Here is a 26,192-nt window from a genome sequence, read left to right as displayed (position 1 = left end):
GAAAGCCTCCACTATTCCTAAACTATGAACAATATAAAAGAAGTTAAAACTTATTAATATTTTTCATTCACCTGTAATTCTTTACTGTACTTTTGAATGAACACTGACGAAATAACCATTACCATCCCTACACTAAATCCAATAAGCTGATCCAGTAGCATTTCATCATGAATGAACCAGCGCAGTAAAAATACACCACTAAAAATAAACATCATAGTAAATCCAGTATGCCTAAGACCTTTATATACATTTTCCATATGTATCACCTCTTCACATACTTTTATCCATATTATACCATACATCCATCGAGTAAACGTATTGTCCTCTGGCAGTATGCAGCTACCTTTTGATCATGTGTAACAACTAGCACCGTTTTTCCTTGTTTATGAACCTCTTTTAAAATGCTCATAATTTTTTCTCCGTTTTCTTGATCGAGAGCACCAGTCGGTTCATCAGCAAGTATAATTTTTGTATCTTGTGCTAATGCCCTCGCTATCGCTGTCCTTTGCTGCTCTCCTCCAGATAATTCGTGAGGATACTTGTTAATATGTCTCTCCAGCCCTACCATTTCCAGCATTTCTTTTGATATTTGTATACGTTTCGTATGAGAGATTTTTCTATATATAAGCGGGAGCATTACATTTTCAATAACTGTATAATCATCTAGTAGCGAAAAGTTCTGAAACACAAATCCAACTTCCTTATTTCTATACTTATGATAGTTGGCCTTTAATGTACTCGTATCCATTCCATCTAAAAAATACTTTCCAGCAGAGGGGCTATCGATTAAGCCAATAATGTTAAGGAGAGTAGATTTCCCCGAACCAGAGGGTCCCATAATAGCTATCATTTCGCCTTTTTCTATTGTAAGATTAATATCTTTTAAAGCACTAAAATTACTCTTTCCGTATCCCTTAGCCACATTTGCAAGCTGAATCATCTATAACACCTCTTTCATATATGTATTTTTTATTTTTAGTACATTGAAATAAATGATTGTATATATAACGAGGATCATTGCAATTGATAGAGCACCTATAACAACCAATGATTCTATAGAGACTTGTAACGTTCCAAAAAAAGATATGGTACTATTTTCTAGCTCTTTTTGAATTTCAATTACTCCGCTATTCTCCCATTGAAAATACATAATTCCTATACATATCGATAAAATGAATAACAACATATACTCAATAATAAATGGAAGACATATTTGAAAAGTACTTGCACCTAACGCTGATTTAATAGAAATATTTTTACGCTCCATATAAAGTGCGGCCATTGATGTTAATACGATAGATAGAAATGAAAAAAATAAGACTGTACCGCTTAATAATAAGGGGTATGACATATTATCAATACCTTGCTTTTCGTTTTCTAACAATTTATTCGGATTTGTAACATAATACGAATATCCCTTACCTTCCGTTACCTTTAATACTTTCTTTTGAAATTCATTTATATTTATATTCTCATTTGTTTCTATAATTAACCCATTGTATAACAGGTCTACACTATAGAACTCTATTTCTTCCGTTCCAATTGGTAAAATTGCCATGTCATCTAATAATGTAATACGATTATCCGATATTTCACCGCTCCGAGGATATGTAAATGGTGAATTTTTTTCTAAAAAGCCAATTACTTTTAGCTTCATTTTTCCAGATGGTATAACCTCACCAATAGATACCTTCTCTTTATAATTAGCCCCTAATATAACAGGTCTAATATCAAATACTGATTTATGAAATTCCGATTCCTCAAAATACCTTCCTTGTGAAAGTCGGATATGAAAGTACTTATTAATATCTTTATCAATAATAAGAGTCTTTATCGTTCCATTTTCTTTTTTTAAGCTAAGTGAATAGTTACGGAGCAAATAATTTGTTGTATTTTTTATTGGTATCGTATTAGATAACCCTTGAATGAATTGTTGATAATCATTTCTCGCTTTTTCTTCGCTAAACAATGTTATATCTTGCGTCGCATAAAGTTCATAGAAATTTTTATGAGTCGATAAATGATTTGCTACCGTCATCATTTTTCGATATCACGACAGATTACTAATAAATTCTATAGATGAAGAAAATGCAATAATTAAAGAAATTACTATAATTAAACTTGGTAACAACCGTTTTTTCATAGATCGTATAGAATCAAATATAAAAAACATGACGACCACCTACGTTCTTAAATGTTTTGAAGGATATATATTTATGATGTGCTTGATTGGAATTACAGTAACAAATATTGTAAGAAAAATTATAAAAACAACATTATATATCAATACATATAGTGTTAACGGTTTTAATAAGTATGTCTGAAAATACGTATGAATTGTTCCCGAAAATATTTCTAGCGTAAAAAAAACTGAGAACATCGCTACTAGAGAAATAAACAAAATTTGAATATATAGTTCGTAGTAAATAGATATATTAGAAGCACCTACTGCTTTTTTTAATGAAATCTCTCTTTCTTTTTTATAAATCCAAAATAAAACCGCAGAAATGCCAGAAACAATTGCAACAAGAATAAATTTATAATAATACTTATTTGCTGGATCTATATGTGTCACATGTAGTTCCTGAAGATCTCGTTCATTCAGTATTTGAACATCTCCCGAAAGCACTTCTTTACTCCTACCCATAAATTTTTTTATTTCGTTATGAATAGATGATGTAGGATTAACAACTGTTAATTGTAATTGTTTACTCGCGATAATACCTTTTTTAGATATAGTAGGTAAATTTTGAAGTGGGATGTATATGTCTGATACACCGACGTCACTGTCTTTTCTCGATATAGTTCCTATTTTTTTATATGTATCATCAAATTCATATAAGTCCTCTACATTCGTTTGATCGCCAACAACCATATCGTTTACATTTTCACGATAAAAATATTGTCCTTCAGAAATATATGGCTTCCAATAATAATCATCTTTTAAATTCACAGCTACGATTTTTATTGCACCTGAACTATTTAATGCTTTTAAATGCTCTACGTAAATATCACTTTTTACAAAAATATCTTGTATGACAGGAATTATCGCTTCCAATTCAGTTGTATTCGCTATCGGAACAGTTAACGTTTGATTCTTTTCTGGAAAGCCGATTTGAAAAGCAGATATGAAATTTCGTTTAGATTCTGTTAAAAGCGCAGCTACTGATATAGAAAGAAACGAAATAAAAAATGACATAAGAAGAATGACTGAAAACAGTTTGTTGTTTTTTATATTTTTAAAAGCTAAATACATGTCTCTGCTCCTTTTAGATAAGAAGGAGATGATGCACATCCCCTTCTCCTTATCCAAATATTTATAAAGACAACTATTTAATATTTTTTACCACTGTAATCGTAAGTTACCGTTACTATCAAAAGTACCTTTGTGTGTATCTTCTTGATAGTCATTATTCTCATTGGCATAATGCTCAGAATATAGCCCCTTTGCACCAAAGGCGTTATATGCGCCATTACTAACAGTGGCATTTAATGCTCTTCCCGATTCATGTGATCCTAATTTATCCGAAGCACTTTCAATATATGAATAACTTCCTTTTGAATTAATAAAAGAAATCGCTACTGAACAGCGAGATGCGTTTTGATTCGTAGTCGTTTGAGCTCTGTAAGATAGTAAGTTACCGCTTTTGTGGCCACTTAAAGTTGGATAAAATGCACTTGTTGAGATTGATGTTGCTAATAATACTAAAGTCGTAATCGAAAAAAACTTTCCCTTCATTAACAATCACCTCGTAAATTAAATAGTTTTTTGTAGCGCTACATCGTCATAATACCTCTCAAGTAAATTCTCCTCAATAAGACACCCATATGTTTTACAAACTCTTTAAACACTTAAACATTCATACATTTTTAAAAAGTAACGGATAAGCAAGCAATACAAAAAAGACTGCGGAGAAACTCTTCCCCGCAGTCTAATACTTATTTTTGTAAAAACGACTGTAAATCTGCAAACTGTCTCTTTGCATCTTCATAGCCTTGCTCATATAGATTTTGTAGTTTTGCTGTATCTTTTTCCATACGATCTACTTGAAGCGGCACTTCTGGGCGAATAACAAATAAATTCCCGGCTTGCTCTTCTTTTTCAATGTAGTGAAGTGTTTCATTATATACTTCATAACGATTCAACATCGTGTTCACAAGGTTCGGATATTTTTTATATGCTTTCGCTGCCACCCATCCAAACTTTGACTTTTTCTTCGCGTAACCATGATTTCTCGTTAAAATAACGACTGATTTTTTAAACCCATCTTCCTGTGCTTTACGAACTGGAATTGGATCAGAAATCCCACCATCTAATAACTGCTTACCACGGTAATTTACTACAGGTGCAATGAAAGGTAATGAACTAGATGCTTGTAATAAATTTAGTGCATCATCATTCGTTCCTTCTTTTTCAAAATAAACAGACTGTCCTGTTTCACAATCTGTTGTTCCTACAAGGAAACGCTCTGGGCTATTAAAATATGTTTCAAAATCAAACGGGACATGTTTTTCTGGAATTTCATGAAAAATGAACTCCATATCAAACAATTGGCGTTTTCTCCATAAATTTTTATACGATAAATATTGTGGGTGTGATGCATAATCAATATTGACCGTTTTATTTCTATTTCTTTGTCTGGAAAGATACGACGCTGCATGACAAGCACCAGCTGATACACCAATTACATATGGAAAATATAAATCTTGTTCCATAAAGTATTCTAATATCCCGCCCGTATATACACCACGCATACCGCCGCCTTCTAATACTAACCCCGTATTTTCAAGCATGTTATTCTCTCCTCTTTATATATTGACTCTTTAATTATTCACCATGTTAAGTATCTTTTTCTATTATATATGAGTTCTTTTAGAAATTATATTCAAAAGTCTTGAAATAAAGGAGTTTTTTCTTCCAATTATATTTCCAAATGACCGGAGACATCCTTTATAAACCTTTGAATAAAATCTTGTTCTTCTTTCGTATATCCATCTAAAAGTAATAGCCACTTTTCTTCAGCTTGTTTATGCAATTTATCATGAGCTTTATATATTTCATTTCCGCTTTCCGTTAAGCGGAAGAAAATTTCTTTTTGATTATCTAACATTTGCATCTTCTCAACGAATTGCTTTTGAAACAACTTTGTACAAATTTTAGAGATTGCACCCTTCGTCATTCCCATTTCTGTCGTAATAGCAGTTACATTCATCAGAGCATTTTTTCCGATACACTCGATAACATGTAATTCAGATAAAGACATACCACTTATACCTGTCTCACGAAGAAATTTCTCATTTTGTTCTTTCAAATGTTCTTCTTTTTTATGCAAAAGTGTACGAATGTCCGAAAGTATTTCCATTTGTTTCGTTGCATGATCCAATCCGTTCGCCCCCTAAGTTTCCAAAGAAACAATTTAACTATATACCATTTTAAAATCATTTTTTCATATTTACAAGTGAGAAAAACATGTTAAAATAAATTTAGTTTCCAAGGAAACTAAATCACAAGGAGGTTAACATAATGAAAAAATCCAAACTACATTTCATTTTATACGTTGTCTGTATGAGTGCCTTACTCGGTTCCTTCGCTCAAAATATTTACACACCTATCTTGCCTATGATTCAAGCTTCTTTTCACACTTCTCTTTATCTAGTAAATTTAACAGTTTCACTATTCACATTCGTTCTTGCAATTATGCAGCTCATATATGGACCTTTAATTGATACAAAAGGGAGAAAATCTATCCTTATCCCTAGTTTAATCATTAGTACAATTGGTTCAATCGGATGTGCTTTTTCGGCGAACGTTTATTTATTTCTATTTTTTAGAGCTGTTCAAGCAATAGGAATAGCGGCTATACCTGTAGTTGCAGCAACGATTATCGGTGATTTATTTGAAGGAAAAGAACGCGGAGAGGCGATGAGCCTGTATCAAATGTTACTTGCTCTCGCACCTGCAATTGGCCCTCTTATAGGTGGTTATCTCGGCAGTATAAATGGCCATTTATACGTATTTTTGTTTTTATCTACACTTGGCATTCTCTTATTAATTATAAACATTTCACTACTTCCAGAAACAAAACCCACTGTAATTAAGCAACCGCAAGCAAAAAAGAATTACTGGTTTATCTTAAAAAATAAAACTGGATTTTCTATTACTCTTATTGGCTTTATTCAATTTTGTATTTACTTTTGCTTCCTCATTTTTTTACCGAGCATTTTAACAAATTTATTTCACTTAACTGCAAGTGAAATTGGTCTTATATTTGTACCGATGTCCCTTTCTATTATGTTAGGAAGTTATTGCTACAAGCTTTTGCAAAAACGCCTCACAACAAAGCAAGCTTTATTCATCACTAGTTTCTTCAATATTATATGTGTCACTTTATTCTCTTTCACATATAACATCAATATCTCATTCATCATTATCGTTACATCTTTATACGGTTTTAGTATGGGACTTTCTATGCCAACTCACACTACTTTATTAACAGAAGAATTCGTACAAGAACGCGCAACTGCTATCGGTATGTACAACTTTATTCGCTATCTCGGTATGGGAACAGGACCACTTGTAGGTGGATTTCTTTTATTTAATCAAAATTACTTTTGGATTTTCTTCATAGGTGCAATTATGTTTCTACTCATAATCTTATATGCGATGAAACTGCTACGCTTCCCTGCCACACAAAAAGCAAAATAGAGACCTACAAATGGTCTCTATTCTAAACTCTTTGATCCGCAACAATATGAATATCAATATACTTCGTTTGCCTCATAATTTCATTTACAATTGAACCTTTTCGAATTTCTTCCCATCTTGTTCTTGCTGATTGTCCGAGTAAAATTTGCGTTACTTGTAGCCTTTTCGCGACTTCAATAATAACATCCGCTGGCTTTCTTCCTTTTGCCTCTTCTAAAACAAAACTCGCATCAAATTGATTCGTTAGCAACTTCCACTCTTCAATCGTTTGCTTTTTCCCTGCTGAAAGGGACTCTATATTTTCCCTTTCAACATTTAATACATACAATTCAGCATTTAACCGATCCGCCATGCGCCAACCTCTTCGTATTAACTTCTCTGCTGTTGAACTGTATTGTACACAAACGAGAATTTTTTCTTTCACACCAATCGGTTCTATAACGGTTTGGCTAATTTTCTCGTCCATATCATCGGCAACTTCCCGAAGTGATAATTCTCTTAGTGCCCCTAAATTATTAAGCGTGAAGAAATTTTGTAAGCTTTGCTCTATTTTTTCTTCCTTATATATCTTCCCGTCTATTAATCTCTTCCTTAATACTTCTGGGGTTGCATCAACGAGCTGAATTTCATTTGCTTTTTGTAAAATAAAATCTGGAATACGTTCTCGCACTTTAACATTCGTAATTTGAGCTACAATGTCATGTACGCTTTCTAAATGTTGAATATTAAACGCTGATAATACGGATATACCAGCGTCTAGCAATTCCTGTACATCCATATAACGTTTCTTATTTTTAGATCCAGGAATATTACTATGCGCAAGTTCATCCACAACAACTACTTGTGGTGCACGTTTTATAATTCCTTCTACATCGAGTTCATAAAACACTTTCTCTTTATAATCTATTTCTTTTAAAGCAACCTTTTCTAAATCAGCAATTGCGTCTTCTGTCTCTTTTCTTCCATGCGTTTCAATTAAACCAATTACAATATCCATACCGTCCTTTTTCATCTCTCTAGCATCAAGTAGCATTTTATAACTTTTCCCTACTCCTGGAGCCGCTCCTACGTATAGCTTTAACTTCCCGCGGTTTTGCTGACGAATATATTCTAAATAATCTTCTGGTGTTCGCCTTTGAAACGTTGGTTTATAGTCATCCGCATACAACACACTCACAACCTTTCTTTCGAAACAACACTACCTCAATCCGTTAGATTGAGGTAGCACTGTTACTATTTCAGTAGTTTCTGCAATTCTAAATTTAACTTTAAAACGTTTACGCGGTTCTCTCCAAATAAGCCAAGTGCAGCACCTTCTGTTTGATTTTTAATCAACTGATTTAGCTTTTCTTTCGGAATATTCGTTAATTTAGAGATACGATCCACCTGCACAGAAGCTGCCTGCGGACTAATATCAGGATCTAGCCCTGAACCTGAATTCGTCACTAGATCAATCGGCACTTCTGTTACCGGAACAGCCCGATTTTGTTTCTTCCACTCTTCAATACTTTTCTCTACTCGTTTCTCTAAATCTGGATTAGACGGTGCATAGTTATTTGAACCAGATGCTTCTGCCTTATATTCAATACTAGAAACACGCCCATGAAAATAACGTGGATCTGTGAAATTTTGACCGATTAATTTAGAACCAATCACTTCATTTTTATCATTATATATTAGACTTCCATCCGCATTATCCTTCATTACCGCTTGTGCAATACCAGTTACAATAAGCGGGTATACAAGGCCGCACAACACTAAAAATGTAAAAGTAATACGGACAATCGGTGATAGTATACTTTGTTTCTTCACCATCTTTTTCCCCTCTCCCTTATATGAACAAGCCGACAATTATATCAATTACTTTAATTCCAATGAACGGTACAATAACCCCGCCAAGTCCATAAATAAGTAGGTTTCGGCTAAGTAGTGCATTCGAACTCATCGGTTTATATGCGATACCTTTCATCGCTAATGGAATGAGTAATGGAATAATAACTGCATTAAATATTAATGCTGATAAAATCGCTGACAGTGGTGATGTTAGTTTCATAATGTTTAATGCTTCCATTTGCGGAATCGCAAGTGTAAACATTGCTGGAATGATTGCAAAATATTTTGCGATATCATTCGCAATACTAAACGTCGTTAACGCACCACGCGTCATTAACAATTGCTTACCAATCCCTACAACCTCAATAATTTTTGTCGGGTTCGAATCTAAATCAATCATATTCGCTGCTTCTTTCGCAGCTGTCGTACCACTATTCATCGCTAATCCAACGTCAGCCTGCGCTAATGCCGGCGCATCATTTGTACCATCACCCGTCATCGCTACAAGTTTCCCTTTATCTTGCTCTGCTTTAATAACCGCAATTTTATCTTCTGGCTTACACTCAGCAACAAACTCATCTACCCCTGCTTCTTTTGCAATCGTTGCTGCTGTTAACGGGTTATCACCTGTACACATAACCGTTTTAATCCCCATTTGGCGCAATTGCTCAAAACGCTCACGCATACCTGGCTTTACTGTATCCTTTAAATAAATTAAACCGTAAATACGATTATCCACTGCAACTACAAGTGGTGTCCCGCCCTCTTTGGAAATGGAATCTGCTTTTTGATTTACATCTTTCGGAATCGTTCCACCTTGTGACCTAACCCATTCAATTACGCTACCTACAGCACCTTTTCTCACTTTCGTTCCGTCCTGTAAATCGACACCACTCATTCTCGTTTCTGCTTTAAACGGAACAAACTCACCTTGTTCTGCAATTTCTCGATTATATGATATAGATTTCATTTTTACATATTCTATAACTGATCGACCTTCTGGTGTTTCATCTAAAACTGAACTAATCGCAGCCCATTTTCCTACTTGCTCAATCGTTTCATTTCCTACAGGAAGCAATGTATGAGCCATTCGGTTCCCGAAAGTAATCGTACCTGTTTTATCTAAAATGATTGTATTAATATCACCCGCAGCTTCTACTGCTTTACCCGACATCGCTAACACATTGAACTTTGTCACGCGATCCATCCCGGCAATACCAATTGCTGATAATAAACCACCAATTGTCGTTGGAATTAAACAAACTAACAACGCTACAAGTACAGCTGTATCAATTTGAAACCCTAAATAGTTTGTAAAAATCGGCAACGTCACAACAACAATTAAGAAAATAAGCGTTAAACTTGTTAATACTGTATTTAAAGCAATCTCATTCGGCGTTTTTTGACGAGCAGCTCCTTCTACTAACGAAATCATTTTATCAATAAATGATTCACCAGGATTACTCGTAATGACAATTGTAATCTCATCACTGACGACCATCGTCCCGCCTGTTACGGAACAAAAATCGCCGCCCGCTTCTTTTATTACAGGAGCTGATTCCCCTGTAATCGCAGATTCATCAACAGACGCTAATCCTTTAATTACTTCCCCATCACTCGGAATCATTTCTCCTTGTTTTACAATAACAACATCATCTTTTCTTAGATCAGTTGCTGAAACTTGAACAATGTCTCCATTTTCTTTTACAACATTTGCAAACACATCTTTCTTCGACTGTTTTAAAGAATCGGCTTGAGCTTTCCCCCGTCCTTCCGCTAACGCTTCTGCAAAGTTAGCAAATAAAACTGTAAATAATAGAATGAGAGAAACTGTTATATTAAACCATCCTGGTACACTACTAGAACGACTTGGAAGAAACGATAAAATGAACGTAATGATAAATCCAATTTCTACAACAAACATAATCGGATTCTTTATCATGACTTTCGGATTCAATTTCGCAAAGGATTGTTTCATCGCATGTTTCACGATATCACGATCCATCGTTTTCGCTTGTCTAACTTCATCTTCTACAGCATGTATTTGTGACTCATTTACTCTCTTTTCTTTTACTACTACCGGTCTCATCATTTACCCTCCATTACTTCAATGTAAGAAATTCTGCAATTGGGCCGAGTACTAACATCGGGAAGAATGTTAATGCACCGACAATTACAATTGTTCCGATGAAAATGCCGCCAAATAAACTATTATCCGTACGGAACGTTCCGACTGTTTCTGGTACTACCGTCTTTTCTTTCAATGAAGCTGCAACAGCTAGCATCGTAATTAAACTGAAATAGCGCCCTAAAAACATAACTAAGCCAGTTGTAATATTCCAAAACGGTGTATTATCCGCTAACCCTTCAAATCCAGATCCGTTATTCGCAGCTGACGATGTGTATTCATATACCACTTGCGTTAAACCGTGGAAACCAGAATGAGAAATGGCATCCGTTCCTAAACTTGTTGAAAGAGCTAATGCTGAAAACCCTAAAATAAGCAGTGGATGAAATAGTATCGTTACCGCAATTAATTTCATTTCCTTACCTTCAATTTTCTTACCTAAAAACTCTGGTGTCCGTCCAACCATCAATCCAGATATAAAGACTGCGATAATCGCATACATAATAATGTTCACAAAACCTGCCCCAACGCCGCCGTACACTGTGTTTAACATCATATTTACGAGTGGTACTAACCCGCCAATTGGTGTTAACGTATCATGCATCGTATTAACGGCTCCTGTTTCAGCAGCTGTCGTCACTGTTGCGTATAGGGAAGAAAATACTGTTCCAAATCGTACTTCTTTTCCTTCTGTACTCCCTTGTACATGTTCGATGCCCATTCCATTTAACGCTGGATTCCCATGTAATTCAGATGTAGTAATCGTTATAAATCCTAGTAAAAACACCATGAATAGTGATACGAAAAGGATACGACCTTGTTTTTTATTTCCTACCATTCGTCCGTACGTAAATGGAAGTGCTGTTGGCAATAACATCATAAGCATCATTTGTAAAATATTACTCATTTGCCCTGGATTTTCGAAAGGATGTGTAGAGTTTGCTCCGAAAAATCCACCGCCGTTATTTCCGAGTTCCTTAATGGACACGAATGATGCAACAGGCCCACGTAATATACTTTGCTTTGCCCCATCAATTGTTTGTGCTGTAACTGCCCCGTCTAACGTTTGTGGTACACCAAGTGCGACAAAGATTAGCGCTGCAACAAACGCAATAGGAAGAAATACTCTCGTTAAAGCTCTCGTAAAATCAACGAAAAAGTTACCGAGTTCCTTCCCAGCAAGCCCTCTTATAAACGCCATTACAAGTGCTAAAGTCGTTGCTGGTGCTGCAAACATTAAAAATGTAATTCCGATTAATTGTGATAAATAAGATAAACCATTTTCACCGCTATAATGCTGTAAGTTTGTATCAGCCATAAAACTAATTGCTGTATTAAAAGCAAGCGTAGGCTCCATCCCTTCAATATGCGCTGGATTTAATGGCAATACTCCTTGTAGTCTGAAAATGAAATATACGACAACAATCATAAATCCATTTAATAAAACTAATGACAATGCGTACTGTTTCCACGTTTGATTGTATTCTTTTACACCCGTAATTTTAAAAATAAGTTTTTCAAAAGGCCCGAATACTTTATCTAACTTTTTACTACCTTGAAAGGCTTTCTCTAAATAAATCCCCATTGGCTTTGCCACAAGAATAAACAACAGCATTGTAATAACAACTGCGACCCAAATCATAATGAATGATTCCCCCTAATTAAAACTTTTCTGGATTTAATAATGCATACACTAAGTACACAGTAATTGCTGCAACAATAACCGATAAGGCAACCGTCATGATTGCTTCCCTTCTTTCACAACTTTATCTGACCAACTTGCAAGACTTACCATCGATGCGACTAACACAACAAAAATCCCGATCATTACAACATCTAACATAGCTACCCCTCTCCCCGCTGTAAAAATTTACCATTAAATTATTAAAAAAAGAACACTAAGCTCTACTTAGTGTTCGAAATGAACAACACAAAGTAAACCTCCTCTCTAAACGCTTACGAGGTTAGCTGTCGGATTCGGGCCTAAAGAGTAGCCCTACTTTCAAAACTGAAAGATTCACCCCAAGTGACGATGCACAAAATTGGTTCCCCCGCTCCATTTCTGGAACTCAGCGATTTTAGGTTTTTTTGGAAATTTTACGAATGATTTATGAGAGTAAATATACTCCTCTATATTTAACTTGTAAAGAGTCAAATTACTTAAAATAAGAAAATATCCATCTATTTAAACGCTTACATTGAGTGTTATTAATATTATTTCATCTGTTTTCTCGTCTTTTCTTTCTTTTTCACAGAAATGATCTTTTAAATACGAAACAAAAAGAGCGAATGACATGAAGTGCATAGCTTGTTGCACTTAGCATTCGCTCTTTTTTTTCACTATTTATTCTCCACGCAAAAACGCGCGCAAATTTCTCCCACGAATATAAACTTGTGACAATTCTGCATGTAGCTGCTCATATTCGATAACATCTGTTTTTAAATATAAAGCATCTTTCGATGGCAATATGATATAGGGCCTCGGAAAAATGGGATCAAGCACCACCAATTCTTGAACTCGTTCTACTGATACCGCCCAACGATTCGCTATATCTCCTAGTAACAACACCTTCATCTTTTTCCCCCGCCCTATTCAAAAAATAAAAAAGAAATATTATCACAATTCGTAAACACGACAAATGTAGCTCCAATTGTTTCATAGAGCCTCGTTGGATATCGTTTATTCTTTGTAACAACAGTAATAGGTGCTTGAAAAGAAAAGCGAATGTGTTCTGTGAAGAAACTAATGATTGGAAGCTCATCCCCTAGTAAAATCACCTTCTTAATACACTCACAAATACTAGTAAAATCTTGTGCCTTACTACAGCTATAAGTCCAATCAAACCCACAATTCCTAACTTCAGCAGCTATCTCTTCATTTGCTGTAAAAATAATTAACTCATGTTGAAATGCTACTAAATCTCTTAAACTATTTACCTTGCTTTCTTCCCCAACACAAATAAGTGTTAATTCCATATACCTCATCCTCCTTAGCATAAAAGAACTCAAACATAGATTGATATTCCCCTATACTAATCAGATCGATGAAGTGATGTATCCATCATGGCACCGTCCTCTCTCAAGACGCTTACGAAGTTAGCTGTCGGATTCGGACTTTGAGAGTAGCCCTACTTTCAAAACTGAAAGATTCACCCCTAGTGACACTGCACAAATTGGTTCCTCCGCTCCATATAATTGGACTCAGCGTATTACAAAAAATATATTCTGGCTGATATATTACTCCTGTATTTTGAAAAAGTAAACAGAAAAAAAGCCAGTTACAAAACTGACTTTCCACTTACTTATACACGCGTTTTATTCACTTTATATGCAAAATGATTCGTCGGTCCATGACCACTTCCAATATGCAGCGGCTCTTCAATTGCTATACTAATAAATTGTTTTGCTTCTTGAACTGCCTCTTCAATTGAGTATCCTTTAGCAAGCCCTGCTGTAACCGCTGAAGCAAATGTACACCCGCTTCCATGCGTTTGCTTTGAAGGAATTCTTTCACTTTTAAATTCGATAAACTGCTCACCATTAAAGAGTAAATCAACTACTTCATTACCTTGATACTCTGCATGTCCGCCCTTCATAAGCACATATTTTGCACCCAATTCATGCAGTACTTTCGCAGCTTCCTTACTATCTTCAATATTATGAATCTCCATTCCAGTTAACACTTCTGCTTCAGGAACATTCGGTGTTACAACAGTTGCTACTGGTAATAAATATTCTTTTAATGCTTGTACTGCTTCTTGTTGTAATAATGATGCACCGCCCTTAGCAATCATAACAGGATCTAGTACAATATTATTCCAGCCAAATTTATTAATATGTTCTGCTACAATTTGAATAATTTCACTGCTAAATAACATTCCTAGTTTCACAGCATCTGGTGTTAAATCCGTACCAATTGAATTCAACTGTTCCGTAATACCTTCTAACGAAACTGGATATACCCCTTGAACGCCAAGCGTGTTTTGAGCAGTAATTGCCGTAATAGCCGTCATCCCATACACACCAAGCTCTTGGAATGTTTTTAAATCTGCTTGAATGCCGGCACCGCCGCCACTATCAGATCCTGCAATTGTTAAAGCTTTATTTACTTTCATCCCACTCATCCTTTTCTATCCAAAATAGCGATGATAAATTGTTTTTGCTTCGCTTATATCTTTCGTTCCATGTACAAGTACACGACCATCTTTAAAAGCAACTAATCTCTTTTCTTCCACAGAAAATGATAATAAATATGGATTTACATTTAAATCATGCACACGATCATTCAGCAGCTCTTTGTATCGTTCAAAATCCATTTCCTCTTTATGAGGTGGTCTAATTTGAACTGTATTTCTCCCGCATAAAACTGCTGTTTTCGATGTGTTTTCTTTATTTAAATACGGGTATATCGCATTCTCTCCGCACGAAAGACAATTATGCTTACGAAGCTTTTGCACATTCATACATGAATATTCATTCTTCCACACATCAAACGACACAAGTCCATCTCGAAGTGATTCATAATCTTCCACTAACAATTTAAGAGCTTCCGTTACTTGATGAGAAACGACGAGAGATACAGCAGGTGATATAATGCCCGCTGTATCACATGTCGCCCCGCCAAGCGGAATCGATTGTAATAAACAAGATAAACATGGCGTTTTACTAGGAAGAATTGTGTAAGAAAGGCCGTAACTCCCTACACATGCTCCGTAAATCCATGGAATAGAATGTTTTTGCGCTATATCATTCACAATAAAACGTGTTTCGAAATTATCAGTTGCATCAATCATTACATCTACGTTTGTAACAAGCTCTTCTAATTCCTCAGCTGTTACATCTTGAACGAGAGCCTCTACTCTTACTTCACGATTGATCTCTGCTAGACGTTTTTTTGCCGCTACAGCCTTCGGAAGATTATTTTCTACATCACTCTCTGCGTACAATTGTTGCCTTTGTAAATTACTCCAATCGACATAATCTCGGTCAACAATCGTTACTGTGCCAACACCTGCTCTTACAAACATCTCTGCATTTGCACTACCTAATGCACCTGCACCGATAATGAGTACATGCTTTTCTCTTATCTTTCGTTGCCCCTCTTCTCCAATTGGAGAAAATAATTCTTGGCGAGAATATCGATTATTCAACTACGCTCATTCCTTCTAAAGGACTACTTGCTGTTGCACAACGTTTACGTGCAATACGACCTGCTTCAAATCCTAATCGTCCTGCTTCAATACTTAACTTCATTGCTTGTGCCATTTTTATTGGATCTTTTGCTCCCGATACAGCAGTATTTAATAACACACCATCCGCTCCTAATTCCATCGCAAATGCCGCATCGGCTGGGCTACCAATACCAGCGTCAACGATAACTGGTACTGTCGCTTGTTCAATAATGAAGCTTAAATTTAACGGATTTACAATACCAAGTCCTGAACCGATTGGTGATGCTCCTGGCATAATTGCATGCACACCTAGTTCTTGTAATTTACGTGCTAATACAACATCATCAGATGTATACGGAAGAACGATAAATCCTTCTTCTAGTAACATTTCAGATGCCTTTAACGTTTCTACTGGATCAGGTAATAACGTTCTATCATCACCAATAACTTCCACTTTAATCATATCGCAAAGCCCCGAAGCTTTTGCTAGTTTTGCAATACGAACAGCTTCTTCAGCATTTTTTGCTCCAGCTGTATTCGGTAATAACTTATATTTTTTCACATCAAGTTTCTCTAATAAATTAGGCTGCTTTGCATCAAATATATCCATACGACGTACTGCGAACGTTAAAACCTCAGCCTCAGATACATCGATTGCCTTTTGCTGTACATCAAAATCAGGGAATTTTCCTGTTCCTAATAAAAGTCTAGAATGAAATGAAAATGGTCCAATGTTTAACATAATCAACCGCCTCCTACGAAAGTTACAATCTCAATTTGGTCTCCATCAAAAACAGATGTATCTGCATGATCATCTTTTTGTAAAATATCTTTATTACGCTCTACTACTACAATTCTGTTATCTAATTCTAAATGTGTAAGTAGCTCAGCTACTGTTTTTACACTCTCTGGCACTTTCATTTGATTACCATTAATTTTTAAATTCAAACTTCCATCCCCTTTCTAAACCGGTTTAGAAAGCAATGAATCTAGCAAATGATTCTCCTGCTTTCCTTCTATTAAATCAGCTATATACTGACCAGAAACCGGGCTTAATAAAATGCCATTTCGATAATGTCCAGTACAAGCATATAAACCTTTTATTTCTTCATGCTCTCCCATATAAGGAGCTTCGTGATTTGATTGTGGCCTTAATCCTGCCCATGTGCTTTCCCACTCTGCTTCTTTTAAAGCTGGCAATATTGTATAAGCACGCTCTAATATAGAAGTAATACTTTCTGGTTGCACTGTTTTATTAAACGTATGAGGCTTCATCGTTGCTCCAATTACGTAACGTCCACCACGCTTTGGGGCAATGTAAAATCTTTCTTGGAAAATAGGCGCCTTTAAAAGTGGTTTTCTACTTCTTACCGCTACTACTTCTCCTTTAACTGGATATGTACCCCATTCGCGGTGAAAATAACCTAGTAACTTCGTGCTCCATGAACCACCCGCAATCACAACCTTCTCGCACGCGATAATACCTTCGCTTGTCACAATCCCAGTCACTTTATTATTTTCAATACGAATATCGAACACTTCTGTCTGTTCATATATATCAGCACCCGAGAATGATGCGGAATGTGCGAATGCTTTCGTAAGCTCCGGTGCAATAACATGACCGTCTTTTGGATAATATACAGCACCTATAATTGACTCCGATAGAAACGACTCTTTCTCTCGTAAAAGGTCTCCCGTTAGAAAATAAGAATCTTCACCTGTTTTCTGCTGCCAATCCATAATGTGAAGAATTCTTTCCTTCTCATCTTCATTTTGGGCAATGCGATAAATGCCTTTCTCTTCATACCCAATATCGATGCCTGTTTTTTCACGTAAAACTGCTGCAAGTTGTGGAAATATAGCACGGCTTTCTCTAGCAAGTTCAAATAACGGGTCATATGCATCCCATTCTGCCTGAACCCCGAGTAAACCAGCAGCTGCTTTCGAAGCTTCAGATGCGATTCTTTGCTTCTCTATAATCGCTACTTTATGCCCTCTTTCTGCTAGAAAGTGTGCAACTGAACTACCAATTACACCACCGCCAATTATTGCTACATCATACTTCTTACACATGTTTTTCCGCCCACTTTCTTATTGATTCCTTATAAGATTTCGCTTTGCTATACGGGTTACTACTACTTATAATCCCAGACATAACAGCAATACCACTGACACCGTTAGCAAGAACATCCCTAGTGTTTTCCGTGGTGATTCCTCCAATTGCTGTAATCGGTATGGATAAACACTTTGCAATGTCTGAAAGCTCTTCAAGCCCTCTCGCTGGTACACCTTTTTTACAATCTGTCGGAAATACATGACCATAGACGAGTGAATCCGCTCCATTCTTAAATGCATCGATCGCCTCTTCTAAAGAATGTACAGAATAGCCGACATGCAAATAAGAAAACTTTTCTTTCACTGACCTTACATTTGCGCTTCGATATCCGAGCTGCACGCGTGGAATGTTTAATAAAATAGCGATATCAATTCGATCATTTATCACTATTTTTGATGCCGGAAAGCCTTTCTTCAAAAGACTTTCCACACCTTCATACAAATCCTTCGTACTTTTCTCACGCTCACGAATATGCAAATAGTCAACCTCACTTTCAATTTGCATCGCTACATTCACTAACTCTTCGAATGACATGTGACCATTTGAGATTACATGAAGCTCATTTTTCATATTCATTCGCCTACTTTAAAATATTTTCGAATAACTCATCGGCCGGAACGATTTTTTTCGTCATTCCTTTATCTTTCAGCCATTTATTTTGTTTCTCCCATGACTCTTTTGAATCCGATAAGAATGGCTCATCTTTCGTTTCCATCTTCTCTAATAAAATTTTCATGCTCTCTTTTTCAACTTCTGGTACAAGCGGGAAGTTTTCTTTTTCTTGATGGTTTAATAAAATATTTAATGCTTCATCTGGATTTTTCTTCATGAAATCATAGCCTTTTTTCGTACCACGTAAGAAGGCTTGTAACGCTTCTTTATCTTTTTTCAACGTTTTATCACCTGTTACAAATACAAGCTCATGGTAATTCGGTACACCGTAATCTGCTGGGTTAAAGTACGCTGGTTCATGACCTTCATGACGCATAACAGGTACTTCATGGTTAATGTATGCCCCTGTTACCGCATCCACTTTTTTCGTAATTAATGCCGGTACTAAATCAAAGCCAACATCGACTACTTTCACTGTATCTGGATTACCACCAGCTTCTTTTACCATCGTTTTTAAATACATCTCACTTAAAGGTGTTCCAGAATAGCCAACTGTTTTCCCCTCTAAATCTTTTGGCGATTGAATGCCTGCTGATTTCAGCGATACAACATGATTTAATGGTGAACGTACGACAGCTCCAATTGATTTCACTGGAATTTGTTCATTTGCTTTTGCCATGACAACATCTGGCTGATAATATAAGCCAACCGTTACTTTTCCTGCAGCTGCTAAAGTTAATGGATCAGTCGGATTAGAAGGGAATTTTATATTCACCTTTACTCCTTCTTCTTTAAAATAGCCTTTTTCAATTGCTGCATAAATAAAGCTATGTACCGCATTTGGGTACCAATCAAGCATGACCGTTATTTCTTTTTCCTTTTTCCCCTTATCTGACGCTGAATTACTAGAACATCCAGTAATCATTGCAACTAATAATGTCAACACAAAGATGCGTTTTAAAAATTTCATGCATGCTTCCTCCAACTAATAAATTTCTTTTCTAAAATCGAAATAAGTATGACGAAGAAAATAGCTAATAATGATAACAATACAATGGGTGCAAATACACCTGCGCCGTCTAACTGCGTCATCATTCTTTTACTGAAATACCCTAGCCCAGCTTGTGCACCGAGCCATTCACCAATTGCTGCCCCAATTACACTAAGCGGAACTGCAATTTTTAAAGCTGAGAAAAAATAAGGAAGAGCAGACGGCAATTTTAATTTAAGAAAAACATCTTTTTTCGTTGCCCCATACGTAACTAATAGCTCCTCCCATTCTTTTTTCGTACTGCGTAGTCCATCATACGTATTGACCGCAATTGAGAAAAACGTAATTAAAACAGTAACAACAACCTTACTCCAAATCGTATATCCAAACCATAAAACGAAGAGCGGAGCAAGCGCTGTAATCGGAATCGTTTGTGAGGCAACTAATAGTGGATAAAATGCTCTCTCCATCCAATTACTCGCATTCATTAACATCGCTAGCCCTACCCCAAGTACGATAGAAATAGCCACCCCTATTAAAACGACGGATAAGGTTGCCGGCAAATGAACCGTAAATAATATATCTTTTAGTTTCCATATCTTCATCACAATTGCAGACGGTGACGGTAAAATGTACATTTCGTCTACGATTCTTGCGCCTACTTCCCAAAAGGCAAGTAAAATACTAGTAAGTGTAAGGGCAGGTAATAGCTCCTTCAACCGGTTCATCATACGAGTACCTGCCTTTGTAACATACTAAGAAGCTCATCTTTAAGCGCTAACACTTCAGGCTTATATAAATCTTTTCTTGTTCGATTACAATCAAGTGGTACAACCCTCTCGGTTAAAGTAGTTATCGGTTGCTGCTCTACTACTAAAATTCGATTAGAAAGAAACAACGCTTCTTCCACATCATGAGTGATAAATAAAATTGTTTTTTCCCACTCTTTCCATTGTTCAAACAGCCATTCTTGCAAAGATGCCTTCGTTAAAGCGTCCAACGCGCTAAACGGTTCATCTAACAACAATATCTCCCCGCCTGTTAATAAAGTTCGAATGAAAGATACGCGTTGCCTCATACCACCAGATAAATCTTTCGGATATTTTGTCTCATACCCTTGTAAACCAAATTTATGTAACAGTTCCTTTGCCTTTATTTGCGCTTCTTTCTTCTGTACACCTTGGCACTCTAGCGGCAGGGCAGCATTCTCAATAATCGTTCTCCATGGCAGGAGCATATCTTTTTGGGGCATATAGCCTACAGGATGGCTCTTTGTTTCTGTCAGCTCTATCTGTCCAGTACTCACCTCTTCTAAACCTGTAATAAGGCGAAATAAAGTACTTTTCCCGCATCCACTCGGTCCGATAATACTTACAAACTCTTTATCTTGTATAGAAGCATTTAATTCATTGATGATTGTTTTCTCATCATAATGAAAAGAAACATTATGAAACTGTAGTATGTTCTTGCTCCTCAAATCCCCACATCTCCTTACGATAGGACATATCCCAGAATAAATATTCAAATCGACTGGAATATAGAAATATCTCCTCTAATCGATCTAACTCTTTGTCAGACTTTCCAACTGCCATTTCATTTAATAAATCTATTAACCAAATACAAAGGCTACCGTATTCTTCTGAACTATATCCTTGAATCCACTCACCAAAGAACTCATGATCTCTTGCTCCAGGAATATCGTTTAAACGCTTTCCAATTTCCCAGTAACTCCACATACATGGAAGAAGTGCTGCTATTAATTCCGCAAGTGTGCCATTTTGAGATACAGACATCATGTAATTTGTATAGGCTAAATTTTTAGCAGATGGTTTTGCAGATTCTATCTCCTCTATAGAAATACCAAGTCTTTTTGCATATTGTTTATGGATCGTCATTTCTCCATTTAATATGCCATCAATTTGTTCAGCAAATTTCCCCATTACTTGTGGATTCGTTGCTTTTACAACACCAATCGCATATAGCTTTGCATAATCTAACAAATATAAATAATCTTGAATAATATAATACTGAAACTTATCTTTTTCTAACGTGCCATCTCCCATACCTACTACAAACGGGTGATTATGACTCATCTCCCAAACTGGTTGTACAGTTTCTAATAATCTATCGCAAAATTTCATTTCTCTATCCCCTTTCAATTTATATATCTAAATAAAAAACCACTTCTAAATAAGAAGTGGTTACAGCAAATAAAATTATAATTTATTCGTTGTTCCACTTCCCTTCGCTAGTATTACCTAGATCAGGTCTGTAAGGGTTAAGGATTATTCCTCTCTCAGCACAACAAGCACCCCTAGTGGTTTCAATATGAAATTTTCAAACAAAAAAGCCCCGTTTCTATACGCAAAGAAACGGGGACTCATTATTAGTGTCCGAATTGCTTCCCTACGCTAGCATAATCTAGATCAGGTAATGAAAAGGATCAAAGGCTTACGGCCTACTCTCAGCTGGCAACACCAGCTCTCCTAGCAAACTATGAAATTAACACTGTCAGTATAACATCGTAATAAGACATCATCAACTGTTTTAATTTTCCCAATTGTCAACAAAATAACAAAACTATATAATACTTATATTCTATCTTAGAAATTATTATCCTAATTAATTGGATAAAAAGGAATCATTATCCTCAAAAAATTTATTTTTATATTGATTTCATATTACATTTATGTGAATACACCCACTATATTATATCTTTATACTATAATAAAATTACAACTATACAACTAGAGGAGGTCTCTATTATATGAATATGAAAGCTACTGCTTTAACAGCAACTACTGTCGCAATTGCCTCTTTACTTCCTTCTATGGGAGAAACAAATGTACAAACAGCCAACGCTGAACAATTATCTAATGTGAAAACTGGATATGTCAAAGTCGATCAAGTAGCCTTACATACAAAAGATAACGCAAATAGCTCATCAATTGATACAATTCGCTTTAATACGAAGGTAAACATACTTGAAACAACTAATGGCTGGTATAAAGTATCTGTTAATAATAAAGTAGGTTACGTACAAAAAGATGCTATTCTACTAAAAAACAAACTTCAATCTAATAATCAATACATCGTTAATGCCAATGCATTAAACGTTCGTTCTGAACCTAATTTAGAATCTTCAATTTTAGATGTATTACCAAATGGGAAATTCGTTACCATTCAAGAAGAACAAGGCGAGTGGTATAAAATTTTACATAATGGCAAAACAGGTTACGTACAAAAAGCATTCGTATCTAATGGTTCACAGCCTTTAGTAAAAGGCATCACAGTTCAAACTAATACGAAATACACAGTTGCAACACCTAAACTTAATGTACGTGGCAACGCTAGTACAAGTGGTGCACTACTTGGTTCATTACAAAATGGTACACAAATACAAGTAGTGGAAACTGTAGGAACTTGGTATAAAATTCGTTTTGGCACAGGATACGGATACGTGGCAAAACATTATGTGGTGCAAAATCAAATGCAATCACAAGCTCAAACGGCTCAACCTACTTCCATTCCAGCAGTTTTCAAATTCCCTACTCAAGGAAGAATTAGCTCAACCTTTGATATACGTTGGGAACAAATGCATTATGGTATAGATATTGCGGCTCAAGGTAATGTCTCAATCCAGGCGGCAGCTGCAGGTAAAGTTGTGAAATCATATTATTCAGCTAGCTATGGCAATGTTGTGTTCATCGCCCATCAAATAAACGGGAAATTATATACAACAGTCTATGCACACATGAAAGATCGCACTGTACAAGCTGGTGATCAAGTACAAGCTGGACAATTAGTAGGTCATATGGGAAACACAGGTCATTCATACGGGCAACATCTTCATTTTGAATTACACAATGGAGAATGGAATTTTGAAAAAACAAATGCAGTAAACCCACTGCCATATTTAGTTAGGTAAATTGTATGCAACGCAATATCAATATACCTCTCTTAATTGAATACTTCGCCTTTTTAGGTTTAATCTGTTGTTTAATCATTTACAATACAAACACTGTATTTTTATCTATTATCATTGCTTTTGTTACTTTAGAAATTATGATGGAATCCTTTCAAGTACAACTAAAACAAAAAATTGCTCATATATATAATGCCATCTTTCTATTAAGTGCCCTAATAACAAATATTATTAGTAATGGTTTTTATTTATCTACCGTATTTCCTGTATTCTTTATGGCTGTTTTATTATTCATAGCTAGATACATTCATGTCCCTAATACCAAAAAACACGAACAAGAAGCTTAGAAAGAGGAGACACTGTGTACCGATCTTTCAAAGATAATCCGATAAAATATATATTGAATTTATACACAAAAATAAATACTTTTTTTGGTATACAAGGAAGTAATACGGCACAATTTCTCCTTTATGGAATGTTATTTCTCGTCTTAATTGCGTTCTCCTTGCTTTACTAATAAAAAAAGGATCTCACATAAACTTGAGATCCTTTTTAATTTATATAGAAAATGCTCTTTATCCGCAAGCATATTTTTCATAAATAAAGCTAAGATTATATTTTTTCTCTAAGCTCATTCTTTGTTCATCATCACACCAATAGAACAGAATATCATGAATTGTTGCATAACGCTTATTTTTAAGAAATAGTTTAAAGAATGATGGTAAACAATCATGTAATTGTATAAATATATAATTGCGTAATATTTCTTCTTTATATTCAATGCCCTTACAAATATACAATAATTCTTCACAATAATACGCATGTTGTGGAACTTGAATCATTTCGAAAAATGGCACATATGATAATAGTTTTCCGATGAAATGATCATATCGATCCATTATTCCTATCGTCATGTGCTCCATCATATCTTTCATTACATATAAATAATCATCTACATGAGTAGTCTTGAGTGGGTCTAATCGATCTGAAATTTGAGAAAGTACAGCTCTTTGACAAGCTAACACCGCTTGACTAGGTCCATAGTATGATAGGAAGTCTGTACACTTACGATATTTTCGTAATAAGTCATGTGTATATAAGTCATATACAAAAGTATTACAATACATTGCTAGACTCATCATATCACTATTTAATTGCTCTTTTGATAGAGATTTAGCTCTCTTACACATATAAAAGAATGTAAATTCTAATACTTCTTTATGGGATAATAAATGTTTACAGTCCGTTATACATTTCTCATTAAATTTAACTCTATCCCAAATTGCTACATCCTCATCAGTTAATTCACCAATACGATATTTAATAATTAAATAGTTTAAAGCAACCGCTTGTGTCAAAAGATCCCACGTTTCATATTCCAATGAAGTGTGAACAAACTCAGCTAGGCCTTGAGTTACCATAAAAGTATTTGCTTCTTCATACCAGCCAATCTCTTGGCATAAACGAAGAATACGTAATAAAGTTGGAATTTCATCTTTATGAAACTGTGGTAAATTTTTTGCTTTATCCATTCCATATACGATAAATGCCGCTAAATTTTCTTCTTTATAAAATTCTTTTTCTTTCCACACTAATATAGTTCTTTCTTTCCCTTCACCTTTCGGATGACAAGGTACAAGTAAAGAAAATAATTCAGCGAAATTATTTGGTTCTATATATGTATCTGTAACCAAATTCCAATTTGGATCGCGCTGTATAGCCCTCATATAATTCCCCTTCCCTTTTGTCTACATAGGAAATATTAATCCATTATTACATCATTAACAATAAATATTGTTATATTCGAAATCTATCATAATACTTATATCTATCAGTATATCATTTTTTCTCTTATTTAAAATTAGGAATGACAAATTTAAATAAACTGTTGAAATTACTAACTGTATACTTATTATATAATGGCTCAGATACATCATGCTAACATATTAGCTTAACCCTATATACTAGAATAATGTATCTGATTTTTATACGTAACTTATTCCACTAATTAAAGTCTCACTTCATTCCGTATGCTCTGATATTTCACTTAAAGCAAATCCCGCTTGATCATCTGCCGATTCTTTTATAGCTAAATCTCCTAGTGCTAACATCCCAACGAGTTGACCACTCTCAACTACTGGCAATCGTCTAATTTGATACTGTGCCATTAACTCTGTAGCCTTTTCAATAGGTTCATCTGGAGAAACTGAAACAATGTTTGTTGTCATTACATTTGTAATTTTATTAGATCCAGGATGTTTCTCAGCAATCCCTCGAACAACTAAATCTCGATCCGTAACAAGACCAACAACTTGCTCATTTTCAACAACCGGAATCAATCCAATCGATTCTTCTTTCATCTTTACAGCAGCCTCATATACATTGTCTAGCGGTGTACAATGTACAACATCAGTACTCATAAAGTCTCTCACTCGTGTCATTTTTGTCTCCTCCTTTTTATACATACCATAGCTTTTCCTAAATCCCTTTATTTATTTCAGGAAAATCAGTTGATAAAGGAGGATTCCACAAAATAAAAAAAGAGTCAGCAATATGCTGACTCTTTTTTTTATGACCCGTACGGGATTCGAACCCGTGTTACCGCCGTGAAAGGGCGGTGTCTTAACCACTTGACCAACGGGCCATGGCTCCGCAGGTAGGACTCGAACCTACGACCGATCGGTTAACAGCCGATAGCTCTACCACTGAG

At 35.5% G+C, this 26,192-nt stretch carries 30 protein-coding genes, 1 tRNA gene and 4 riboswitches; of the genes, 3 read left to right on the top strand and 28 right to left on the bottom strand.

What is annotated here, in order from left to right; genetic code table 11:
* Positions 1-53: 53 nt before the first annotated feature.
* From CER22_RS06775 to CER22_RS06745, 7 genes are all read right to left on the bottom strand, one after another.
* Positions 54-302, bottom strand: a complete 249-nt coding sequence (locus tag CER22_RS06775; protein ID WP_088608411.1) for a hypothetical protein — start codon at positions 300-302, stop codon at positions 54-56.
* Positions 290-940 (bottom strand): ABC transporter ATP-binding protein, encoded by a 651-nt coding sequence (locus tag CER22_RS06770; RefSeq protein ID WP_088061998.1) that lies wholly within the window; start codon positions 938-940, stop codon positions 290-292. Before CER22_RS06770 ends, CER22_RS06775 begins: the two co-directional genes overlap by 13 nt.
* Positions 941-2,041: an FtsX-like permease family protein gene (locus CER22_RS06765; RefSeq protein ID WP_088608410.1), complete on the bottom strand. Its 1,101-nt coding sequence runs from the start codon at positions 2,039-2,041 to the stop codon at positions 941-943.
* 141 nt (positions 2,042-2,182) lie between these two features.
* Positions 2,183-3,256 carry an ABC transporter permease gene (locus tag CER22_RS06760; protein WP_088608409.1) on the bottom strand — a complete coding sequence of 358 codons (1,074 nt, stop codon included), beginning with the start codon at positions 3,254-3,256 and terminating at the stop codon, positions 2,183-2,185.
* An 87-nt stretch (positions 3,257-3,343) separates the two neighbouring features.
* Entirely contained in the window at positions 3,344-3,739 is a 396-nt protein-coding gene (locus tag CER22_RS06755) for a hypothetical protein (RefSeq protein ID WP_137012262.1), read from the bottom strand.
* A 200-nt stretch (positions 3,740-3,939) separates the two neighbouring features.
* A complete protein-coding gene (locus CER22_RS06750; protein WP_087985830.1) occupies positions 3,940-4,794 on the bottom strand; it encodes a patatin-like phospholipase family protein in 855 nt (284 codons plus the stop codon).
* A gap of 128 nt (positions 4,795-4,922) precedes the next feature.
* Entirely contained in the window at positions 4,923-5,384 is a 462-nt protein-coding gene (locus tag CER22_RS06745; protein ID WP_088608408.1) for a MarR family transcriptional regulator, read from the bottom strand.
* Positions 5,385-5,524: 140 nt separating this feature from the next.
* Here CER22_RS06745 and CER22_RS06740 point away from each other — a divergent pair, with 140 nt between their 5' ends.
* A complete protein-coding gene (locus CER22_RS06740) occupies positions 5,525-6,706 on the top strand; it encodes an MFS transporter (RefSeq protein WP_088061990.1) in 1,182 nt (393 codons plus the stop codon).
* 22 nt (positions 6,707-6,728) lie between these two features.
* Here the strand turns inward: CER22_RS06740 and kdpDN are convergent, their stop codons facing one another.
* The 18 genes from kdpDN to tenA all read right to left on the bottom strand — a co-directional run bounded on the left by kdpDN (position 6,729) and on the right by tenA (position 21,698).
* Entirely contained in the window at positions 6,729-7,883 is a 1,155-nt protein-coding gene (kdpDN, locus tag CER22_RS06735; protein WP_088608407.1) for a KdpD-like non-kinase potassium sensor, read from the bottom strand.
* Positions 7,884-7,939: 56 nt separating this feature from the next.
* Positions 7,940-8,521 carry a K(+)-transporting ATPase subunit C gene (kdpC, locus tag CER22_RS06730; RefSeq protein ID WP_088608406.1) on the bottom strand — a complete coding sequence of 194 codons (582 nt, stop codon included), beginning with the start codon at positions 8,519-8,521 and terminating at the stop codon, positions 7,940-7,942.
* Between the two features lie 16 nt (positions 8,522-8,537).
* Positions 8,538-10,628 carry a potassium-transporting ATPase subunit KdpB gene (gene kdpB / locus CER22_RS06725; protein ID WP_141555594.1) on the bottom strand — a complete coding sequence of 697 codons (2,091 nt, stop codon included), beginning with the start codon at positions 10,626-10,628 and terminating at the stop codon, positions 8,538-8,540.
* Between the two features lie 13 nt (positions 10,629-10,641).
* The gene (gene kdpA, locus CER22_RS06720) at positions 10,642-12,309 is read right to left on the bottom strand and encodes a potassium-transporting ATPase subunit KdpA (protein ID WP_088061982.1); all 1,668 of its coding nucleotides are present in this window, start codon (positions 12,307-12,309) and stop codon (positions 10,642-10,644) included.
* Positions 12,310-12,328: 19 nt separating this feature from the next.
* On the bottom strand, positions 12,329-12,409 hold the full coding sequence (kdpF, locus tag CER22_RS06715; protein ID WP_000214976.1) for a K(+)-transporting ATPase subunit F: 81 nt from the start codon (positions 12,407-12,409) through the stop codon (positions 12,329-12,331).
* Positions 12,406-12,510, bottom strand: a complete 105-nt coding sequence (locus tag CER22_RS06710) for a SipW-dependent-type signal peptide-containing protein (protein ID WP_000887892.1) — start codon at positions 12,508-12,510, stop codon at positions 12,406-12,408. The genes kdpF and CER22_RS06710 overlap by 4 nt, the downstream gene beginning before the upstream one ends.
* Positions 12,511-12,606: 96 nt before the next feature.
* Positions 12,607-12,752, bottom strand: a riboswitch (cyclic di-AMP (ydaO/yuaA leader).
* Between the two features lie 259 nt (positions 12,753-13,011).
* Complete coding sequence (locus CER22_RS06700; RefSeq protein ID WP_000866315.1) at positions 13,012-13,242, bottom strand: hypothetical protein; 231 nt, start codon at positions 13,240-13,242, stop codon at positions 13,012-13,014.
* 14 nt (positions 13,243-13,256) lie between these two features.
* Positions 13,257-13,643 (bottom strand): hypothetical protein, encoded by a 387-nt coding sequence (locus tag CER22_RS06695; RefSeq protein WP_000424084.1) that lies wholly within the window; start codon positions 13,641-13,643, stop codon positions 13,257-13,259.
* A gap of 93 nt (positions 13,644-13,736) precedes the next feature.
* Positions 13,737-13,884, bottom strand: a riboswitch (cyclic di-AMP (ydaO/yuaA leader).
* Between the two features lie 85 nt (positions 13,885-13,969).
* Entirely contained in the window at positions 13,970-14,791 is an 822-nt protein-coding gene (gene thiD / locus CER22_RS06690) for a bifunctional hydroxymethylpyrimidine kinase/phosphomethylpyrimidine kinase (protein ID WP_002006945.1), read from the bottom strand.
* Positions 14,792-14,797: 6 nt separating this feature from the next.
* Positions 14,798-15,817, bottom strand: a complete 1,020-nt coding sequence (thiF, locus tag CER22_RS06685) for a thiazole biosynthesis adenylyltransferase ThiF (protein ID WP_001065458.1) — start codon at positions 15,815-15,817, stop codon at positions 14,798-14,800.
* Entirely contained in the window at positions 15,810-16,580 is a 771-nt protein-coding gene (gene thiG / locus CER22_RS06680) for a thiazole synthase (RefSeq protein WP_000931990.1), read from the bottom strand. The genes thiF and thiG overlap by 8 nt, the downstream gene beginning before the upstream one ends.
* 2 nt (positions 16,581-16,582) lie before the next feature.
* Positions 16,583-16,786: a sulfur carrier protein ThiS gene (gene thiS, locus CER22_RS06675; RefSeq protein WP_001049513.1), complete on the bottom strand. Its 204-nt coding sequence runs from the start codon at positions 16,784-16,786 to the stop codon at positions 16,583-16,585.
* 15 nt (positions 16,787-16,801) lie between these two features.
* Positions 16,802-17,911, bottom strand: coding sequence for a glycine oxidase ThiO (gene thiO / locus CER22_RS06670; protein ID WP_000335169.1), 1,110 nt, complete (start codon positions 17,909-17,911; stop codon positions 16,802-16,804).
* On the bottom strand, positions 17,904-18,524 hold the full coding sequence (gene tenI / locus CER22_RS06665; RefSeq protein WP_000787186.1) for a thiazole tautomerase TenI: 621 nt from the start codon (positions 18,522-18,524) through the stop codon (positions 17,904-17,906). Before tenI ends, thiO begins: the two co-directional genes overlap by 8 nt.
* A gap of 10 nt (positions 18,525-18,534) precedes the next feature.
* Entirely contained in the window at positions 18,535-19,536 is a 1,002-nt protein-coding gene (locus CER22_RS06660; protein WP_088608404.1) for an ABC transporter substrate-binding protein, read from the bottom strand.
* On the bottom strand, positions 19,533-20,285 hold the full coding sequence (locus CER22_RS06655) for an ABC transporter permease (protein WP_088608516.1): 753 nt from the start codon (positions 20,283-20,285) through the stop codon (positions 19,533-19,535). Before CER22_RS06655 ends, CER22_RS06660 begins: the two co-directional genes overlap by 4 nt.
* On the bottom strand, positions 20,285-21,034 hold the full coding sequence (locus CER22_RS06650; protein WP_088608403.1) for an ABC transporter ATP-binding protein: 750 nt from the start codon (positions 21,032-21,034) through the stop codon (positions 20,285-20,287). The genes CER22_RS06655 and CER22_RS06650 overlap by 1 nt, the downstream gene beginning before the upstream one ends.
* A complete protein-coding gene (gene tenA / locus CER22_RS06645; RefSeq protein ID WP_000666832.1) occupies positions 21,003-21,698 on the bottom strand; it encodes a thiaminase II in 696 nt (231 codons plus the stop codon). The genes CER22_RS06650 and tenA overlap by 32 nt, the downstream gene beginning before the upstream one ends.
* A gap of 82 nt (positions 21,699-21,780) precedes the next feature.
* Positions 21,781-21,883, bottom strand: a riboswitch (TPP riboswitch).
* A 60-nt stretch (positions 21,884-21,943) separates the two neighbouring features.
* Positions 21,944-22,055: riboswitch (TPP riboswitch) on the bottom strand.
* A gap of 269 nt (positions 22,056-22,324) precedes the next feature.
* Between tenA and CER22_RS06640 the strand changes: the two genes are divergently transcribed.
* Both CER22_RS06640 and CER22_RS06635 read left to right on the top strand, forming a co-directional pair.
* The gene (locus CER22_RS06640) at positions 22,325-23,485 is read left to right on the top strand and encodes an SH3 domain-containing protein (RefSeq protein WP_088061963.1); all 1,161 of its coding nucleotides are present in this window, start codon (positions 22,325-22,327) and stop codon (positions 23,483-23,485) included.
* Between the two features lie 5 nt (positions 23,486-23,490).
* Positions 23,491-23,829, top strand: coding sequence for a hypothetical protein (locus tag CER22_RS06635; protein WP_088061961.1), 339 nt, complete (start codon positions 23,491-23,493; stop codon positions 23,827-23,829).
* Positions 23,830-24,057: 228 nt separating this feature from the next.
* Here CER22_RS06635 and CER22_RS06625 read toward each other — a convergent pair whose 3' ends face one another.
* The 3 genes from CER22_RS06625 to CER22_RS06615 form a co-directional block, all read right to left on the bottom strand.
* Positions 24,058-25,209, bottom strand: a complete 1,152-nt coding sequence (locus tag CER22_RS06625; RefSeq protein WP_088061960.1) for a DUF3965 domain-containing protein — start codon at positions 25,207-25,209, stop codon at positions 24,058-24,060.
* Positions 25,210-25,503: 294 nt separating this feature from the next.
* Positions 25,504-25,923: a CBS domain-containing protein gene (locus CER22_RS06620; protein ID WP_087985846.1), complete on the bottom strand. Its 420-nt coding sequence runs from the start codon at positions 25,921-25,923 to the stop codon at positions 25,504-25,506.
* A gap of 131 nt (positions 25,924-26,054) precedes the next feature.
* Positions 26,055-26,126: transfer RNA gene (locus CER22_RS06615), tRNA-Glu, on the bottom strand.
* Between the last annotated feature and the right edge of the window lie 66 nt (positions 26,127-26,192).

It is taken from the genome of Bacillus sp. K2I17 (genome assembly GCF_002209985.1).
GTDB classification, from domain to species: domain Bacteria; phylum Bacillota; class Bacilli; order Bacillales; family Bacillaceae_G; genus Bacillus_A; species Bacillus_A wiedmannii.
This window is presented reverse-complemented; position numbering and strand designations above follow the sequence as displayed.